This window comes from Cupriavidus necator (assembly GCF_040578825.1).
In the GTDB taxonomy this organism is placed as follows: Bacteria; Pseudomonadota; Gammaproteobacteria; order Burkholderiales; family Burkholderiaceae; genus Cupriavidus; species Cupriavidus necator_E.
On the sequence record NZ_JBEFLI010000075.1, the window covers coordinates 16,454 to 33,454 of the forward strand.

Sequence of the window (17,001 nt, forward strand, 5' to 3'; positions counted from 1 at the left end):
TCAGTCAATGGTGGCTTCCGCGAACACGTTGACGCCGGTGGCATCGACATAAATGCGGTGGGAATGCGAGTTCTCGGGCAGCAGTTGCGCCATGCCGGGGTCGTCGCGGTAGATCAGGTACCACTCCAGCAGGTGTTCCATGCCGAATTTCTCGGGATTGTTGGCGTGGACGTTGGTCACCAGGATCCGCCCGCCCGGGCGCGAGCGCGAGGCGAAATACTGCAGCAGCCGCGTGCACACCTTGTCGGACAGGTAGTCGAACAGCCCCGCGCAGTAGACCGCATCGAACTCCCGCGCACTGATATCGTCCGGCGAGATGCGCCGCTTGAGCAGTTCGTGCACCGACTGGTGAACCATCTCGACCGCAACCTTGCGCCCGGCGCCGCTGGCCGCCTGCTCGATCGAGCTGCGCGTGTATTCCAGCGTCTCTTCGCTGAAGTCAACGAGCTGGAACGACAACAGCTCGGGATTGGGATATTCGCGCACGAAGCGCTGGATCTCGAACGCCGGCCCGCAGCCCACGTTGAGCACGCGGAACGGCCGGCCCTCGGCGCGCGCGCGTTCGGCCTGGCGGGTCAGGAAATCGATCAGCAGGTCGATGCGGTTGCGGTGCGCGGTCGCCACCGCCGCCTTCAGGAAGGCGGTGTTGACGATCTGGAAGTAAGTGGTCGGGCCCTGCTGCGGATCGCCCAGGATCTGGTTCACCATCTCGTAGTCGCCGGCATAGCCGAGCGGCTTGGTGAAGGTGCGGTACACGAACGGTGCGCGCAGCAGCAGCGGATGCAGCGCCGATTGCGCATAGGTGCGGTGCACCGGCGCGATCTCGGGGTCGACACGCTCGGCCTCGCCCTCGAGCCAGTCGAGATAGGTCTTGGTCTTGCCCATGATCGGCGTGGCCAGCTCGTAGAACACGTCCTGGCGCAGCTTGCCTTCGGTCTTGGGCAGCGATTCGGTCAGGTCCACCTGCTCGACCCAGCGCGACACTTCGGACAGGAAGGCGCGCATCTCGTTGACCACGATCTGGTAGTCGCGCCGGATATTGAAGCGCGCGTCCCAGTCCTGCACGAACAGCTCGGCTTCGCGCCCCACCGACTTGGGTTCGTTGTTCAGGTCGGACAGCTCGCGCCACTCGTCGATCAGCGTCAGCGACACCACCGCGGTCAGGCCGGTATTCACCAGGCTCATCACCACGGCCTTGCCGAGGTAGGCGTTCTTGGCACCCATGCGGACGCTGAGCTCGCTCAGCACCTCGCTGACCTGCACGATCGAATACGGGTTGTAGATTTCCATCACCAGAGACTTTCTCTGGAGATTGATGATCGTGCCCCGCACCTGCTCGCCCTGCGAGTTGCGGAAACTAACTACCGGATCGATTTGCGTTTTGGAATACACGGTATTGCGCCAGGGAAATCCGAGAAACGCTGCGAAGGCCATACTGCCAGGGCGGAACGGCCGGGTACAGCATGAGGGGGGCGAGGAGGGTCGCGGGGACGGCTACCGGTATCGGGACGTGCAGCGATTGCTCATAGGAATGCGCTATAGCCTGTTGGCGGGCCACGGCACCCCGCCTTGGTAGGGGGCGCGCCTGCAGCCCGGATCGTCTTGGAATTGCCGCGGCCCATTGTACTGTGGCAATCGCGCCGCGTACAACCAAGTGCACAGCCCGCCCCTCATGAGCAGGGAAATGGAACAATCAATGGGATAAGCAGCAGGCAAAACAAAAAGGCCGGCTAATTGCCGGCCCCATGCTGCTGATGCAGGCTGACGCGGTCCTGCGGGACCGCGCTGCCTGACTCGCGCTTGCCTTGCTTACTCGGCGCGCACGCCTTCCACCTGGATCGCGAGCTTGACCTCGGGCTTGAAGCCCATTTTCACGCCGTAATCCAGGCCGAAGTCCGCGCGGTTGAAGGTACCGACGGCGTCGGCGCCGCAGGCTTCGCGCTTGAGCATCGGATGCTGGATGCACTTGAATTCGCGGATCTCCAGCTTGACCGGCTTGGACACGCCGCGCAGCGTCAGCACGCCGTCGACTTCGGTCGGCACGTCGCCCTTGAACTTGGAGAACTTGCCCTTGTAGACGGCCTCGGGGAAGGCTTCCACGTTGAACATGTCAGGGCCCTTGGCGTGCTGGTTCAGCTTGGCGTTGCCGAAGTCGATCGAAGCCGGGTCGATCTTGACCTCGACGGTGCCGGCCTTGGCGGCACGGTCCAGCGTGACCACGCCGGCGGACTTGTCGAACTTGCCGCGCCAGGTCGACAGGCCGCCCAGGTGGTCGGCTTCGAAGCTCGGGTAGGTGTGGGTCGGATCGAGGTTGTACGTCACGGTATTGGCCGAGGCCACGCCGAAGGCGGCGGTTGCGGAAATGGCCGCGGCGGCGGCGACGAGGGAACGCAGTTTCATGGAATCTCCCGACAAAAGGTTGGGCGGAACGTCTTTCGGTACGTCGTTAGGTACGGCTTGGTAAGGCTTGTAGTACTTCAGCAGATGCCGGCTTATTTCTTCGCGGCCTGCACGATGCGGAACTTGATCTGCACGTCGTCGGCCACGACGGAGGTGTCCTTCCATTCGCCGTCGCCGATATTGAACGCGGTGCGCTTGATCGGCAGCGCGCCCTCGAACACCTGGGCCGCGCCCTCCTGGCGGTAGGTGGCAGGCACCACCACGTCGACGGTCTTGCCCTTGATGGTCAGCTTGCCGGCGACGTCGTACTTGCCCGGCGTGCCGTTCTTGATGCTGGTCGACTGGAACACGGCCTTCGGATACTTCGCGGCGTCGAACCAGTCCTTGCCCTTCACTTCCTTGGTAGTCTCGGCATCGCCGATCTCGAAGCTGCTGACGTCGATCTCGACCTTGGCCGACGAGGTGGCCAGCTTGGCCGGATCGAAGTTGACCGCGGCGTCGAACTTCCTGAACTTGCCTTCCATCGGCACGCCGATCTGGCGCGCAACGGCGGTGACCGAGCTCTTGGCGGTGTCGACCTGGGCCCAGGCCAGGTTGGCGGCAATGCCGGTAACGGCCAGCACGGCGGCCAGGGCGGCGTTGGTAGCCAGCGAGCCGCGGCGGGATTGGCGTTTCATTTCAGATGACTCCTGTCAGGGTCGGCGCAACGCGCCGCGCTACGGAAATAGTTGGGGGCAAATCAGCGCAGGAACGGCAGCATCCGGCCGAGCGTGCCGTCGCGGTCGACAAACTGGTGCTTCACCGCCGCCGCCGCATGGACAACGACCACGGCCGCCATCAGATAGTTCAGCCAGATATGGGTGAACTTCAGCACTTCCTTCAGCTCGTCGTTCTTCTCGATCAGCGCCGGCATCTTCCACAAGCCCAGGTAGACGACCGGCACGCCAGCGGCCGAGCTGTACAGGTAGCCGCTGATCGGCACGATCAAGATCAGCAGGTACAGCAGGTGGTGGGCGCCGGCGGCAGCCTTGGCCTGCCAGGCCGGCGTGCCGGGCGCGACCGGCGGTGCCGGATGCGTTGCACGCCACATCACGCGCAGCACCGCGACCGCGAAGATCGTCACGCCCAGCCACTTGTGCCATGAGTAGAGCTTGAGCTTGGTCGGCGTCAGCCCCGGAATGCCGGTCATGTACAGGCCGAGCCCGAATGCGGCAAAGATCGCCAGCGCGACCAGCCAGTGCAACGCGATCGCGGTGGCACCGTAACCGGCCGGGGCGATGGCATGGGCGGTAGAACGCATCGGATTCCTCTCGCCCGCGGCACGGGCGTTTCACAATTTTGGGGAGCGCAGCGGCGGGAGCCAGCCCGCCCGTGCGCTTAGGATTCTCGCATTATTGCGGCGGGATGTGCGCCGGTGCAGGACAGTCCTTCATTAAGTTATTCAAATGCTTTGAAGTGACATCCTGTCGCAAGCGGCACAAGGACGCAGGCGTGGCTGCAGAAAGCAAAAAAGCCATCCTTGCGGATGGCTTTCTATTGCTGACAAGTTTCAGACGCTGCAGCGTTTCAGCGCCTCAGATACGCTCGGCCAGCACCACCGCCTTGCCGATATAGCTGGCGGGCGTCATGTCGAGCAGCAGCTTCTTGGCGTCGTCCGGGATCGCCAGGCCGTTGATGAAGGTCTGCAGCGCCTCGCGCGAGATGCCCTTGCCGCGGGTCAGCTCCTTGAGCTGCTCGTACGGGTTGGGCACGCCGAAGCGGCGCATCACGGTCTGCACCGGCTCGGCCAGCACTTCCCAGCAGTTGTCTAGGTCTTCGTCGAGGCGCTCGGGGTTGGTTTCCAGCTTGCCCAGGCCGCGCAGGCAGGCCTCGTAGGCCAGCAGGCTGTAGCCGAAGGCCACGCCGATATTGCGCAGCACGGTCGAATCGGTCAGGTCACGCTGCCAGCGCGACACCGGCAGCTTCTCGGACAAGTGGCGCAGCACGGCATTGGCCAGGCCCAGGTTGCCTTCCGAGTTCTCGAAGTCGATCGGGTTGACCTTGTGCGGCATGGTCGACGAACCGATCTCGCCGGCCTTGGTCTTCTGCTTGAAGTAGCCCAGCGAGATATAGCCCCAGACGTCGCGGTTCAGGTCGAGCAGGATGGTGTTGGCGCGCGCGATCGCGTCGAACAGCTCGGCCATGTAGTCGTGCGGCTCGATCTGGATGGTGTACGGGTTGAAGGTCAGGCCCAGCCGGGTTTCGATGACCTGCTTCGAGAACGCTTCCCAGTCGAACGAGGGGTATGCCGACAGGTGCGCGTTGTAATTTCCCACCGCGCCGTTCATCTTGCCCAGCAGTTCCACCTGCTCGATACGCTGGATCGCGCGCGCCAGGCGCGCGGCCACGTTGGCCATTTCCTTGCCCAGCGTGGTCGGGCTGGCCGGCTGGCCGTGGGTGCGCGACAGCATCGGCTGCGCGGCATTGAGCTTGGCCAGTTCCACCAGCCTGGCGTGCACGCGCTTGAGCGCCGGCACCACCACGCCTTCGCGCGCGCCCTTGAGCATCATGCCGTGCGAGGTGTTGTTGATGTCTTCGGAGGTGCAGGCGAAGTGGATGAACTCGCTGGCCGCTTCCAGCTCGGCATTGCCCTTGACCTGTTCCTTGAGCCAGTACTCGACCGCTTTCACGTCATGGTTGGTGACGGCTTCGATTTCCTTGATGCGGGCGGCGTCGGCCTCGCTGAACTTGTCGACCAGCGCCAGCAGCGCGGCTTCGGAGGCGGCCGAGAACTTCGGCATGTCGGGCAGGCCGGTCTGGGCCAGCGCGATCAGCCAGTGCACCTCGACCTTGACGCGGTTGCGCATGAAGGCCGCCTCGGACAGCCATTCGCGCAGCGCGTCGGCCTTGGCGGCGTAGCGGCCATCGATCGGAGACAGGGCGGTGAGCGGCGAAAGCGAAGAGGAGGTCATGCTGGAAACCGGAAATGGAGCGGAAAAAGGACGGAAAGGAGGAAACGAGGCTGTACGGCAGGCGCCGCGGGGGAAAGCACAGGAAGCGCCCGATGCGACGCACCAGACTGGCCGCCGGCGCTGCGCAACGGGGGATTTTACCACCCCTGCCCCCGTTCCGGGGCAGCGGTCAAGCGCCGCCACGGGGCATCGGTGCGCGGGCCCGCATTCGCCTTGCACCACGGGTATACTCGCGCTCGCCGTTCCTTTAGCCTGTTATGAAGTGCATCGGGCCAGCAGGCGCGCCCCGCCGCCGCTGCCACCGGAGCGACGATGCACTTCATAACAAGCTCAAGGGGAGAACATGAAGCTGTATGCGTCCCATACCAGTCCCTACGCGCGCAAGGTGCGCGTGGTGATGGCCGAAAAGAAGATCGACTACCAGCTCATCGAAGAAGACGTCTGGTCGCCCGAGACCACGATCGGCCGATTCAACCCGCTCGGCAAGGTGCCGTGCCTGGTGATGGAAGACGGCGGCGCCGTTTTCGATTCGCGCGTGATTGTCGAGTATGTCGATACGCTGACGCCGGTCAGCCGCATGATCCCGCAAGGCGGGCGCGAGCGGCTGGAAGTGCGCTGCTGGGAGGCGCTGGCCGACGGCCTGCTCGACGCCGCGCTGCTGGTGCGCCTGGAAATGACCAAGCGCGAGCCGCACGAGCGCAGCGAAAGCTGGGTGCAGCGCCAGCACGGCAAGATCGACGCGGCACTGGTGGCGATGGCCGACGGCCTGGGCGACAAGGCCTTCTGCACCGGCACGCACTACTCGCTGGCCGACGTGGCGGTGGGCTGCGCGCTGTCCTACCTGGACTTCCGCTTCCCCGAGATCGCGTGGCGCGAGCGCCATCCGAACCTGGCAGCGCTGGAGGAGAAGCTGGCGAAGCGCCAATCGTTTATCGATACGGCGCCGCCGCGTGGGTGACAACTCCCGCCGGTTTGCTCCCCTCTCCCGCAAGCGGGAGAGGGGAGCATACAAGCGGTCATTCATGGGCCGTAGGGTGCTTTTCCTACTGAATAATCCCCCCGCCCAAACAAACCTCCCCGTCATACAACACCGCTGACTGCCCCGGCGTCACCGCCCACTGCGCCTCGGCAAACCGCAGCGTCAGCGCATCGCCCTCCACCGCCTGCACCGTGCACGCCGCATCGCCCTGGCGATAGCGCGTCTTGGCCGCCATCGCGGCGCCCGCCGCCGGCGGCTCGCCCGCCACCCAGGACAGGTCCGACGCCGTCAGCGCTGGCGTCAGCAGCCACGGATGGTCGTGCCCCTGCACCACGTAAAGCGTATTGCTCGCCATATCCTTGCGCGCCACGTACCAGGCGTCGCCGTTGCCGTCGCGGCTGCCGCCCAGGCCGATGCCCTTGCGCTGGCCCAGCGTGTAGAACGCCAGCCCGATATGCTCGCCCACCATCTTGCCCTCGGGCGTCTTCATCGGCCCGGGCCTGGTCGGCAGGTAGCGGTTCAGGAAATCGCGGAACGGGCGCTCGCCGATAAAGCAGATGCCGGTCGAATCCTTCTTCTTCGCGTTGGGCAGGCCGATCTCGGCGGCGATTTCGCGCACACGGGTCTTCGGGATCTCGCCCAGCGGGAACAGCGTGCGCGACAGCTGCGCCTGGTTCAGCCGGTGCAGGAAGTAGCTCTGGTCCTTGGTGTGATCCAGCGCCTTCAGCAGCTCGAACTTGCCCGCCGCGTTCTGGCGCACGCGCGCATAGTGGCCGGTGGCAATGGTCTGCGCGCCCAGCGACATCGCATGGTCGAGGAAGGCCTTGAACTTGATCTCGGCATTGCACAACACATCGGGGTTGGGCGTGCGCCCGGCCGAGTATTCGCGCAGGAAGTCGGCAAAGACGCGGTCCTTGTATTCGGCGGCGAAGTTGACCGCTTCCACGTCGACGCCGATCAGGTCAGCCACCGACACCACGTCGAGCCAGTCCTGGCGCGTGGAGCAGTATTCGCTGTCGTCATCGTCTTCCCAGTTCTTCATGAACAGGCCGATGACCTCGTAGCCCTGTTGCTTGAGCAGCCACGCGGTGACCGACGAATCGACCCCGCCCGACATGCCGACCACGACCCGCTTTCCGTTCCCGCTCACAGCGATGCTCCCGCGGCCAGCACCGACGGGTGCGTGTACAGCGCATCCAGCGCAAAGCGCTTGCCGGCAAGGAAATCGTCGACGCAGGCCAGTACCAGCGGCGAACGGTGTCGATCCGGGCAGCCCCGCAGTTCTTCCGCGCTCATCCACACCGTGCGCACGATGCCGGTATCGAGCTGGCGGCCGGCGTCGAGCGAGCCCAGGTCGCCGGTAAAGGCAAAGCGCACGTATGTGACATCCGTACCGGTGCGCGATGACAACGAGCGCCCCATGTAGCAGCCCAGCAACGCGCGCGGCTCGAAGGTGTGCGCGGTTTCTTCCAGCGTTTCGCGGATAACGGCGCGGATCAGGCTTTCGCCCGGGTCCAGGTGGCCAGCGGGCTGGTTCAGCCGCAGGCCGTTCGCGGTTTCTTCTTCCACCAGCAGGAAGCGGCCGCCGCGCTCGATCACCGCGGCAACGGTCACACTGGCATTCCAATCACGTGACATGATGCTCAATTTTTAGGCAATTTCGCATTCTACCGGTTGCCGGGGCATCGTGCAGCGCCACGGGGGCCACCGGCGGCACGCCGGCGTGCGCCGAAACATCCATTTGGCGCCCGGGAAAAACCCGACCGCCCGGTCACCATCGAACGGCAGATTCCTGTAAGCTGCGAAAAAATTGTGCGCTGCGGATGGAGCCTTTGCGGCACGCAACGGGCCAGACGTCGGCCCGACCAACCAGATACGACGCCAGCTAAAGGAGAAATTGACGATGTACATCGGCATCCCGCAGGAGACGCGGGCCGGCGAGACTCGCGTCGCCGCCACCCCGGAGACCGTCAAGAAGTATGTCGCCCAGGGCCACAAGGTCGTGGTCCAGGCCGGCGCAGGCGTACGCGCCAGCCAGCCTGACGGCGCGTATGAGGCGGTCGGCGCCACCATCGGCACCGCCGCCGAGGCATTGGGCGCGCAGCTGGTGCTCAAGGTGCGCGCACCCGAAGCCGCCGAGCTGGCGCAGATGAAGCCGGGCGCCGTGCTGGTCGGCATGCTCAATCCCTTCGATGCCGAGAACAACGCGCGCATGTCCGCCGCGAACATCACCGCCTTTGCCCTGGAAGCCGCGCCGCGCACCACGCGCGCGCAGAGCATGGACGTGCTGTCGTCGCAGGCCAATATCGCCGGCTACAAGGCCGTGCTGGTGGCAGCGCACCATTACCAGCGCTTTATGCCGATGCTGATGACTGCCGCCGGCACCGTCAAGGCGGCGCGCGTGCTGATCCTCGGCGCCGGCGTGGCCGGCCTGCAGGCGATCGCCACCGCCAAGCGCCTGGGCGCGGTGATCGAAGCGTCCGATGTACGTCCCGCGGTCAAGGAGCAGATCGAATCGCTCGGCGGCAAGTTCCTCGACGTGCCCTTCCTGACCGACGAAGAGCGCGAGATCGCGCAGGGCGTCGGCGGCTATGCCCGCCCGATGCCGCCCGACTGGATGAAGCGCCAGGCCGAACTGGTGCATCAGCGCGCGATCCAGGCCGATATCGTCATCACCACCGCGCTGATCCCGGGCCGCAAGGCGCCGGTGCTGCTGCACGAAGCCACCGTGCAGCAGATGAAGCCGGGCTCGGTGGTGGTCGACCTTGCCGCCGCGCAGGGCGGCAACTGCCCGCTGACGGTGGCCGACGAAGTGGTCGAGCGCCACGGCGTCGTGCTGGTCGGCCACACCAACCTGGCCAGCATGGTCGCGGCCGACGCCTCGGCGCTCTATGCCCGCAACGTGCTGGACTTCCTCAAGCTGGTCATCGACAAGGATGCCCAGTTCACGCTGAATCTCGAGGACGACATCGTCGCGGCCTGCCTGATGTGCAGGGACGGCCAGGTCGTGCGCGAGGCGGCGTAATCCCCAAGGGCGCGCCGCGCGCGCTAGCATTCGCTTTATCTATAAGGACGTATCACCCATGCAACGCATCATGCTCCGCGCCAAGCTCCACCGCGTCACCGTGACGCAGGCGGACCTCAATTACGAGGGTTCGTGCGGCATCGACCAGGACCTGCTGGACGCTGCCGACATGAAGGAGTTCGAGAAGATCGAGCTGTACAACGTGAACAACGGCGAGCGCTTCTCCACCTACATCATCAAGGGCGAGCGCGGCAGCGGCGAGATCTCGCTGAACGGCGCCGCGGCGCGCCGTGCGCACCTGGGCGACCAGCTGATCATCTGCACCTACGCGCCGATGACGGACGAGGAAATCGCCACGTACAAGCCGAAGGTGATCCTGGTGAACGAGAAGAACGGCATCAAGGAAATCAAGAAGTTCTGAGGGTTTTCTCCCCTCTCCCGCCTGCGGGAGAGGCAGGGAGAGAGGGCAGGCGCTGGCATACCACCGGCCTGACTTCGTGGGCAAGCCCGCCCTCACCCCAGCCCTCTCCCGCAAGCGGCAGAGGGAGCACGCCATCGGTCGATCTGAGCCCCTGGCCCTGGCGTGCCCTGGCCGCAATACAGCAATAAGAATTCAGCAAAACGCGCGGTATCCCGGTTTCAAAGCAACGGAGGAGAAGTCGATGGAGATGGTGAACCACACGGTGATCAACCTGATCATCTTCGTGCTGGCGATCTACGTGGGCTACCACGTGGTCTGGACGGTCACGCCGGCCCTGCATACGCCGCTGATGGCGGTGACCAACGCGATCTCGGCCATCATCATTGTTGGCGCGATGCTCGCCGCGGGCCTGACCGAAGGCGGGGTCGGGCGCGTGATGGGTACGCTGGCGGTGGCGCTGGCCGCGGTCAACGTGTTCGGCGGCTTCCTGGTGACGCAGCGCATGCTGGAGATGTTCAAGAAGAAAGAGCCGAAGGCCAAGGCCCCCGAGGCCAAGCAGGCGCTGGCCAGGGAGGGCGCGTAATGACCGGTCTCGTCAGCATGAACCTCGTCACCCTGCTCTACCTGGTGGCCTCGGTCTGCTTTATCCAGGCGCTCAAGGGCCTGTCGCACCCGGCCTCGGCGCGCAAGGGCAATGCGTTCGGCATGATCGGCATGGCGATTGCCGTGGTGACCACGCTGGTCCTGATCATCAAGCTCAAGAATGAATTCCTGGCGGCCGGCACGGCGCAGTCGTCGGTAGGCACCGGCATCGCGCTGATCTTCGCGGCACTGGTGGTCGGCGGCGGCATCGGCGCCTACGTGGCCAGGAAGGTGCAGATGACCAAGATGCCCGAACTGGTCGCGGCGATGCACTCGCTGATCGGTCTGGCAGCGGTCTTTATCGCGGTGGCGGCGGTGGCCGAGCCGGCCGCGTTCGGCATCGCGCCGGCGGGCTCGCACCTGATCCCGCTGGGCAACCGCATCGAGCTGTTTATCGGCTGCTTCGTCGGCGCCATTACCTTCTCCGGTTCGGTGATCGCCTTCGGCAAGCTGGCCGGGCGCTACAAGTTCCGCCTGTTCCAGGGCGCGCCGGTGGTGTTTGCCGGCCAGCACTGGCTGAACCTGCTGCTGGCGGTGGCGATGTTCGGCTTCGGCATCATCTTCTTCCTGTCGCAGGACTGGCTGCCGTTCCTGATCATGCTGGGGATCGCCTTCGTACTGGGCGTGACCATCATCATCCCCATCGGCGGCGCCGACATGCCGGTGGTGGTGTCGATGCTGAACTCGTACTCGGGCTGGGCGGCGGCGGGCATCGGCTTCTCGCTGAACAACCCGATGCTGATCATCGCTGGCTCGCTGGTGGGTTCTTCCGGTGCGATCCTGTCGTACATCATGTGCAAGGCGATGAACCGGTCGTTCTTCAACGTGCTGCTGGGCGGCTTCGGCGCCGACGCGTCGGCCGGTGCCGCGGCCGGTGCGCAGGCGCAGCGCAACGTGAAGTCCGGTTCGGCCGACGACGCCGCCTTCCTGATGGGCAACGCCGAGACCGTGATCATCGTGCCTGGCTACGGCCTGGCCGTGGCGCGCGCCCAACACGCGCTCAAGGAACTGACCGAGAAGCTGGCCGAGAAGGGCGTGACCGTGAAATACGCGATCCACCCGGTCGCGGGCCGCATGCCCGGCCATATGAACGTGCTGCTGGCCGAGGCCGAGGTGCCGTACGACCAGGTCTTCGAGATGGAAGACATCAACAGCGAGTTCGGCCAGGCCGACGTGGTGCTGGTGCTGGGCGCCAACGACGTGGTCAACCCGGCGGCCAAGAACGACCCCAAGTCGCCGATCGCCGGCATGCCGATCCTGGAGGCGTACAAGGCCAAGACCATCATCGTCAACAAGCGCTCGATGGCGGCCGGCTACGCCGGGCTGGACAACGAGCTGTTCTACATGGACAAGACCATGATGGTGTTCGGCGACGCCAAGAAGGTGGTCGAGGACATGTTCAAGGCGGTCGACTGAGGCTGCCCTGCCTGCGGGCGTCCTCGGGCATGGACCCGGGCGCCCGCGGGTTTCCCCTCACTTGCCCCCCGGCGACCAAGGCCCGGCGGCCATATCGGCAACACCCGCGCAACACGCCGGCCACACGCGGCTGGGGTGCCTTGCAAGGCCGTCGCGGCGCGCTATACTGGGCTGCGAATGCGCCCGCCGGCTTGCCGGTTGCGCCGAACCCCTCCCCGCCGGCCCCGAGCCAACGCATCATGACCTTCAACCCGCACGACAGGAACCTGTCGGTCTTCCATCACCCGGTGCTGACCGTCCTGGTCGATGACAGCAAATCGTTCATCGACAGCCTGGCGTTCCAGATGGATGCCTCGCGCGCGGTCGTCGCCTTCACGGATCCCCGTGAGGCGCTGCAATGGATCCGCGAGGCCTATGCCAAACGCTTTCCGGGGTTCCTGCCGGTGCGCGTCACGCACGACGACCTGACCTTCCTGACCGAACGGCGCACGGTGCAGCTCGACATCGACCGCATCTACCGCCAGATCCACGACGTCAACCGCTTCCTGCAGCCGGGCGTGATCGTGGTCGACTATTCGATGCCGCAGATGGACGGGCTGGAGTTCTGCCAGGCGCTGCAGGACCTGCCATGCAAGACCATCCTGCTGACCGGCACCGCGGACGAGAGCATCGCCGTGCAGGGCTTCAACCACGGGCTGATCGACCGCTACGTGAAGAAGCACGACAGCAATATGGTGGAGCGGCTCGACCAGGAAATCGAGGCAATGCAGCAGGCGTACTTCGCCACGCTGTCGCGCACGCTGCGCGAGCTGCTGACGCGGCATTCGTTCTCGTTCCTGTCCGATCCGGCCATGACCGAGCGCGTGCGGCAGATCACCGCGCGCTATGGCTTTGTCGAGTACTACCTGTACCCCAACCCGGCCGGCATCCTGATGCTGACCGCACAAGGCCATGCCACGCTGATGGTGATCGAAACGCGCACCGGGCTGGCCAGCCAGGTGGAGTCGGCCGAAGCGTACGACGCCCCGGCCGCGCTGATCGAGGGCCTGCGCGAAGGCCGGCTGGTGCCGTTCTTCTGGCCGGGCAACGGCATGTACACGCCGGCCTGCATCGACTGGGAACAATACTGCCTGCCCGCCGAGCGCTGCGAAGGCAATGAAGAGTTCTTCTACGCGCTGTTCGACCTGCCGCGCCACCTGCTGCAGGAGCCGGTGGTGAGCCTGCAGGGCTTCCTCGCCGACTTCAGCCGCAACCAGGAAGCGATGACGGGGCGCAAGCGCCCCTGAGTTCGGCCGCTCAGCCCGGCCGCTCAGTCCGCCTGCGGCGGCCGGTTGGCGCCGCGCACCATATCGAAACGGAACAGCCGGCACTCGATATTGCCGTTGTAGAGCGGCGTGCGGCGCGATTCCTTGAGCCGCAGCCGGCGCGGGAAGTTCAGGTCGCCGGTAAACACCCACGCCTGCCAGCCCGCGAAATGCTGCTTGAGCGTGGTGGCAAAGGCGCTGGCGAACTGGTTGGCCGCGGCCTCTTCCACCTCGTCGCGCGGCGCCTCTTCCTCGGGCGAGCGGCGCTGCCCGCGCACCGCGATCCGTTCCCCGTATGGCGGGTTCATCAGCAGCAGACCCGGCTCTTCATAAGGCGGCTGGATAAAGCGCGCATCCACCTGCTTGGTGCGCGCCTCGCCCGGCAGGCCGGCGCGTTCCCAGTTGGCGCGCGTGATCGCCAGCATGTCGGTAGAGATATCGGAGCCGACCACCTGCAGTTCGTCGGCCGAGGCCAGCATGCGTGCGCGCTGCGCGTCGGACTTCAGCTTCTGCCAGGCCTTGTTGTCGACGCCCTTGAGCCATTCGAAGGCAAAGCTGCGGCTGCCGCCCGGCGCGATGCCCAGCGCCACCTGCGCGGCCTCGATCAGGAACGTGCCGCTGCCGCACATCGGGTCGTAGAACGGGCGAAAGGTCTGGCCCGGCACCCAGCCGGCCAGTCGCAGGATGCCCGCGGCCAGGTTCTCCTTCAACGGTGCCTCGCCCTTCTCGGTGCGCCAGCCGCGCTTGAACAGCGGCTCGCCCGTGGTGTCGAGGTACAGCGTGCAGTCGCGCTCGGTCAGGTGGGCATAGATGCGCACATCCGGGCTGGCGGTATCGACGCTCGGGCGCGCGCCCAGGCGTTCGCGCATGGCATCGCAGACGCCGTCCTTGACCCGCAGCGCGGTGAAATTCAGGCTGCGCAGCGGCGACTTGTGCGAGGTGATATCGACGCGCAGCGATTCGTCCGGCGAGAACCACTGCTCCCAGCGCACGCCGCGCGCCAGCGTGTAGATATCGTCCTCATGCCGGTAGCCGCGCGCGGCCACGCGCATCAGCACGCGGCTGGCAATGCGCGAATGCAGGTTGACCGCGTAGGCGGCGGCCATCTCGCCCGAGAAGTTGACCCCGCCGGGCACCTCCTGGTGCACCGCGAACAGCGCCAGCGCGGCCATGCCGGGCCGGGCGGCGATCTCGCGCAGTTCTTCGGCGAGCGCGCTCTCCAGGCCGCGCGGGCAAGGGGCAAAGAAGGCTTGGGTCATGTGTGGGTTTCCTGCAAACAAAAACGTCCGCCGTAGCGGACGGGACATATCCGATAGCTTAGTTCAACCCGCCGCCAGCGCGCGGTCGAGAAAGTCGAGCCGGTCCTGGCCCCAGAAGGGCTGGCCGTCATGCACATACCACGGCGCGCCGAACACGCCGGCCGAGATCGCATCCTGCGTATTCTGCGCATAGGCCGCCTGCACCGACTGCGCCTCGCTGGCCTTGAGCAGGCCGGCGCCGTCCAGGCCGGTTTCCTCGGCGATCTGCGCCAGCGTGGCGGCGTCGGCGATATTGCGCTGCTGCGCCCACACCGCCGCGCCGATCGCGCCGGTCAGTGCCATCGCGCGCGCGGTGCCGTGCGCCAGTTGCGTGGCGATGATCAGCTTGCTGGCGGCATCGCCCGACACCGGGAAAAAGGTCGGCTGCGGATGCAGCGGCACGCCGAGGTACTCGCTCCAGCGCGCCAGCTCCACCAGCCGGTAGGCCTGGCGCTGCGGCGGGCGCTGCGCCAGCGGCACGCCGCCCGACACGGAAAACACCTTGCCCATGTCGCACGGCTTCAGGTTCACCTGCGCGCCGTGGCGCTCGGCCATGGCGGCAAAGCGCGCATGGCCCAGGTAGACGAACGGCGACTGCGGCGTCAGGTAGTAGTCGACCAGCTTGCTCATCTCAGTCTCGCAACAATGTAGGGAATGGCCGGCGCGCTCAGAACGGCTTGACGACCACCAGGATCACCACCGCCAGCAGCACCAGCACCGGCAGCTCGTTGAACCAGCGATAAAACCGGTGCGAGCGCGCATTGCGCCCCGCCTCGAACTTGCGCAGCAGCACGCCGCAGCCGTGGTGGTAGCCGATCAGCACCAGCACCAGCGCCAGCTTGGCATGCATCCACCCCTGCCCCGCACCGCGGCCGATGCCGTAGCCCAGGTACAGCCACAGCCCGAACACCAGCGCCGGCACCGCCAGCATGGTCATGAAGCGGAACAGCTTGCGCGCCATCAGCAGCAGCCGCTGCGTGCTGGCGGCGTCGGTCTCCATCGCCAGGTTGACGAAGATGCGCGGCAGGTAGAACAGGCCGGCGAACCATGAGACGACGAAGACGATATGCAGCGCTTTGACCCAGAGCATCGGCAGAGAGACGTTCGAGAACGGTTGTTATTGTGGTTGGCGCGCGAGCGTCAGGTGCGGATCTCGCCGTGCCCGAATACCACGTACTTCAGCGACGTCAGCCCTTCGAGCCCGACCGGGCCGCGTGCATGCAGCTTGTCGTTGGAGATGCCGATCTCCGCGCCCAGGCCATACTCGAAGCCATCGGCAAAGCGCGTCGAGGCGTTGATCATCACGCTGGCCGAATCGACCTCGCGGATAAAGCGCATGCCGGTCGAGTAGTTCTCGGTGATGACCGAATCGGTATGGTGCGAACCGTATTCGTTGATATGGGCGATGGCCTCATCCAGTCCGGCCACCGTCTTGATGGCGAGAATCGGCGCCAGGTATTCCAGGCGCCAGTCTTCCTCGGCGGCATCGACCAGGCCGGTAAAGCCGGCGGCTTCCAGCGTGGCGCGGGTGGCCGGGCAGACGCGCAGCTCGACGCCCTTTTCCTGGTAGATGCGGCACAGCGGCGGCAGCGCGGCGGCGGCGATGTCTTGCGACACCAGCAGCGTCTCCATGGTGTTGCACGGCGCGTAGCGCTGGGTCTTGGCGTTGTCGCAGACGCGCACGGCCTTGTCGAGGTCGGCATCGGCGTCGATATAGACGTGGCAGATGCCGTCCAGGTGCTTGATCATCGGCACGCGCGCCTCTTCCATCAGCCGCGCGATCAGGCTCTTGCCGCCGCGCGGCACGATCACGTCGACGTACTCGGTCATGGTGATCAGCCGGCCCACGGCGGCACGGTCGGTGGTCTCGATCACTTGCACCGCCTGTGGCGGCAGCCCGGCCGAGGCCAGCCCTTCAGCCACCAGCGCGGCCAGCGCGGTGTTCGATTCGATCGCCTCGGAGCCGCCGCGCAGGATGGTGGCGTTGCCCGACTTCAGGCACAGCGCCGCGGCGTCGATGGTCACGTTGGGGCGCGACTCGTAGATGATGCCGATCACGCCCAGCGGCACGCGCATCTGGCCGACCTGGATACCGGTCGGGCGGAACTTCATGTTCGAGATCTCGCCGATCGGGTCGGCCAGCGCGGCAATCTGCTCCAGGCCCGCGGCCATGGTGGCGATGGCCTTGTCCGACAGGGTCAGGCGGTCGACGAAGGCGGCGTCCTGGCCGTTGGCGCGGGCGCGCTCGACATCGCGCGCATTGACCGCCTTGAGCTTGTCGGCATCGCGGCGGATCGCGGCGGCAATGGTCAGCAGCGCCTGGTTCTTGTCGGCGGTGGAGGCGCGCGCCATCGCGCGCGACGCCGCGCGGGCCTGGCGGCCGACGCGGTCCATGTATTGGTTGAGGTCGAGCTCGGTCATGTCAGTGGCCCTGGGGTTGGCCGTCAGTGTGTGTGTTCCTCCCCTCTCCCGCACGGCGGGAGAGGGGTTGGGGGAGAGGGGCGCAGCATCGAGGGGCGATTTAGTATGATCCACCGCGTGCCCCCTACCCCCGCCCCCCCCCAG

The 17,001-nt window shown here is 65.9% G+C and carries 17 protein-coding genes; 6 read left to right on the top strand and 11 right to left on the bottom strand.

Translation table 11 applies throughout. The features are described from left to right. The 5 genes from AB1I47_RS27780 to purB all read right to left on the bottom strand — a co-directional run bounded on the left by AB1I47_RS27780 (position 1) and on the right by purB (position 5,351). Complete coding sequence (locus AB1I47_RS27780) at positions 1-1,392, bottom strand: class I SAM-dependent methyltransferase (protein WP_354686917.1); 1,392 nt, start codon at positions 1,390-1,392, stop codon at positions 1-3. A gap of 417 nt (positions 1,393-1,809) precedes the next feature. Continuing rightward, entirely contained in the window at positions 1,810-2,400 is a 591-nt protein-coding gene (locus AB1I47_RS27785) for a YceI family protein (protein WP_354686918.1), read from the bottom strand. 92 nt (positions 2,401-2,492) lie between these two features. Then, complete coding sequence (locus AB1I47_RS27790; protein WP_354686919.1) at positions 2,493-3,077, bottom strand: YceI family protein; 585 nt, start codon at positions 3,075-3,077, stop codon at positions 2,493-2,495. Between the two features lie 62 nt (positions 3,078-3,139). Next, positions 3,140-3,700 carry a cytochrome b gene (locus tag AB1I47_RS27795; protein ID WP_354686920.1) on the bottom strand — a complete coding sequence of 187 codons (561 nt, stop codon included), beginning with the start codon at positions 3,698-3,700 and terminating at the stop codon, positions 3,140-3,142. Positions 3,701-3,974: 274 nt separating this feature from the next. Next, positions 3,975-5,351 (bottom strand): adenylosuccinate lyase, encoded by a 1,377-nt coding sequence (gene purB / locus AB1I47_RS27800; protein ID WP_354686921.1) that lies wholly within the window; start codon positions 5,349-5,351, stop codon positions 3,975-3,977. A gap of 343 nt (positions 5,352-5,694) precedes the next feature. Between purB and AB1I47_RS27805 the strand changes: the two genes are divergently transcribed. Continuing rightward, complete coding sequence (locus AB1I47_RS27805) at positions 5,695-6,309, top strand: glutathione S-transferase C-terminal domain-containing protein (RefSeq protein ID WP_354686922.1); 615 nt, start codon at positions 5,695-5,697, stop codon at positions 6,307-6,309. Between the two features lie 85 nt (positions 6,310-6,394). On the opposite strand, the gene mnmA is transcribed toward AB1I47_RS27805, so the two are convergent. Both mnmA and AB1I47_RS27815 read right to left on the bottom strand, forming a co-directional pair. Beyond that, the gene (gene mnmA / locus AB1I47_RS27810; protein ID WP_354686923.1) at positions 6,395-7,480 is read right to left on the bottom strand and encodes a tRNA 2-thiouridine(34) synthase MnmA; all 1,086 of its coding nucleotides are present in this window, start codon (positions 7,478-7,480) and stop codon (positions 6,395-6,397) included. Further along, the gene (locus AB1I47_RS27815; RefSeq protein ID WP_354686924.1) at positions 7,477-7,968 is read right to left on the bottom strand and encodes an NUDIX hydrolase; all 492 of its coding nucleotides are present in this window, start codon (positions 7,966-7,968) and stop codon (positions 7,477-7,479) included. The genes mnmA and AB1I47_RS27815 overlap by 4 nt, the downstream gene beginning before the upstream one ends. Before the next feature lie 265 nt (positions 7,969-8,233). Here AB1I47_RS27815 and AB1I47_RS27820 point away from each other — a divergent pair, with 265 nt between their 5' ends. The 5 genes from AB1I47_RS27820 to AB1I47_RS27840 all read left to right on the top strand — a co-directional run bounded on the left by AB1I47_RS27820 (position 8,234) and on the right by AB1I47_RS27840 (position 13,120). Next, positions 8,234-9,355, top strand: coding sequence for a Re/Si-specific NAD(P)(+) transhydrogenase subunit alpha (locus AB1I47_RS27820; RefSeq protein ID WP_354686925.1), 1,122 nt, complete (start codon positions 8,234-8,236; stop codon positions 9,353-9,355). A gap of 58 nt (positions 9,356-9,413) precedes the next feature. Beyond that, positions 9,414-9,776 carry an aspartate 1-decarboxylase gene (gene panD / locus AB1I47_RS27825; RefSeq protein WP_354686926.1) on the top strand — a complete coding sequence of 121 codons (363 nt, stop codon included), beginning with the start codon at positions 9,414-9,416 and terminating at the stop codon, positions 9,774-9,776. 241 nt (positions 9,777-10,017) lie between these two features. After that, positions 10,018-10,359 (top strand): NAD(P) transhydrogenase subunit alpha part 2, encoded by a 342-nt coding sequence (locus tag AB1I47_RS27830; protein WP_022536554.1) that lies wholly within the window; start codon positions 10,018-10,020, stop codon positions 10,357-10,359. After that, complete coding sequence (locus AB1I47_RS27835; protein ID WP_354686927.1) at positions 10,359-11,834, top strand: NAD(P)(+) transhydrogenase (Re/Si-specific) subunit beta; 1,476 nt, start codon at positions 10,359-10,361, stop codon at positions 11,832-11,834. The genes AB1I47_RS27830 and AB1I47_RS27835 overlap by 1 nt, the downstream gene beginning before the upstream one ends. 239 nt (positions 11,835-12,073) lie before the next feature. Continuing rightward, entirely contained in the window at positions 12,074-13,120 is a 1,047-nt protein-coding gene (locus tag AB1I47_RS27840) for a response regulator (RefSeq protein WP_354686928.1), read from the top strand. A gap of 23 nt (positions 13,121-13,143) precedes the next feature. Here AB1I47_RS27840 and AB1I47_RS27845 read toward each other — a convergent pair whose 3' ends face one another. The 4 genes from AB1I47_RS27845 to AB1I47_RS27860 form a co-directional block, all read right to left on the bottom strand. Beyond that, positions 13,144-14,397 (bottom strand): THUMP domain-containing class I SAM-dependent RNA methyltransferase, encoded by a 1,254-nt coding sequence (locus AB1I47_RS27845; protein ID WP_354686929.1) that lies wholly within the window; start codon positions 14,395-14,397, stop codon positions 13,144-13,146. 63 nt (positions 14,398-14,460) lie between these two features. Continuing rightward, positions 14,461-15,066, bottom strand: coding sequence for a 2-hydroxychromene-2-carboxylate isomerase (locus AB1I47_RS27850; RefSeq protein WP_354686930.1), 606 nt, complete (start codon positions 15,064-15,066; stop codon positions 14,461-14,463). Between the two features lie 37 nt (positions 15,067-15,103). Beyond that, positions 15,104-15,526 carry a CopD family protein gene (locus AB1I47_RS27855; protein ID WP_354686931.1) on the bottom strand — a complete coding sequence of 141 codons (423 nt, stop codon included), beginning with the start codon at positions 15,524-15,526 and terminating at the stop codon, positions 15,104-15,106. 50 nt (positions 15,527-15,576) lie between these two features. Continuing rightward, positions 15,577-16,857 carry a glutamate-5-semialdehyde dehydrogenase gene (locus AB1I47_RS27860; protein WP_354686932.1) on the bottom strand — a complete coding sequence of 427 codons (1,281 nt, stop codon included), beginning with the start codon at positions 16,855-16,857 and terminating at the stop codon, positions 15,577-15,579. Between the last annotated feature and the right edge of the window lie 144 nt (positions 16,858-17,001).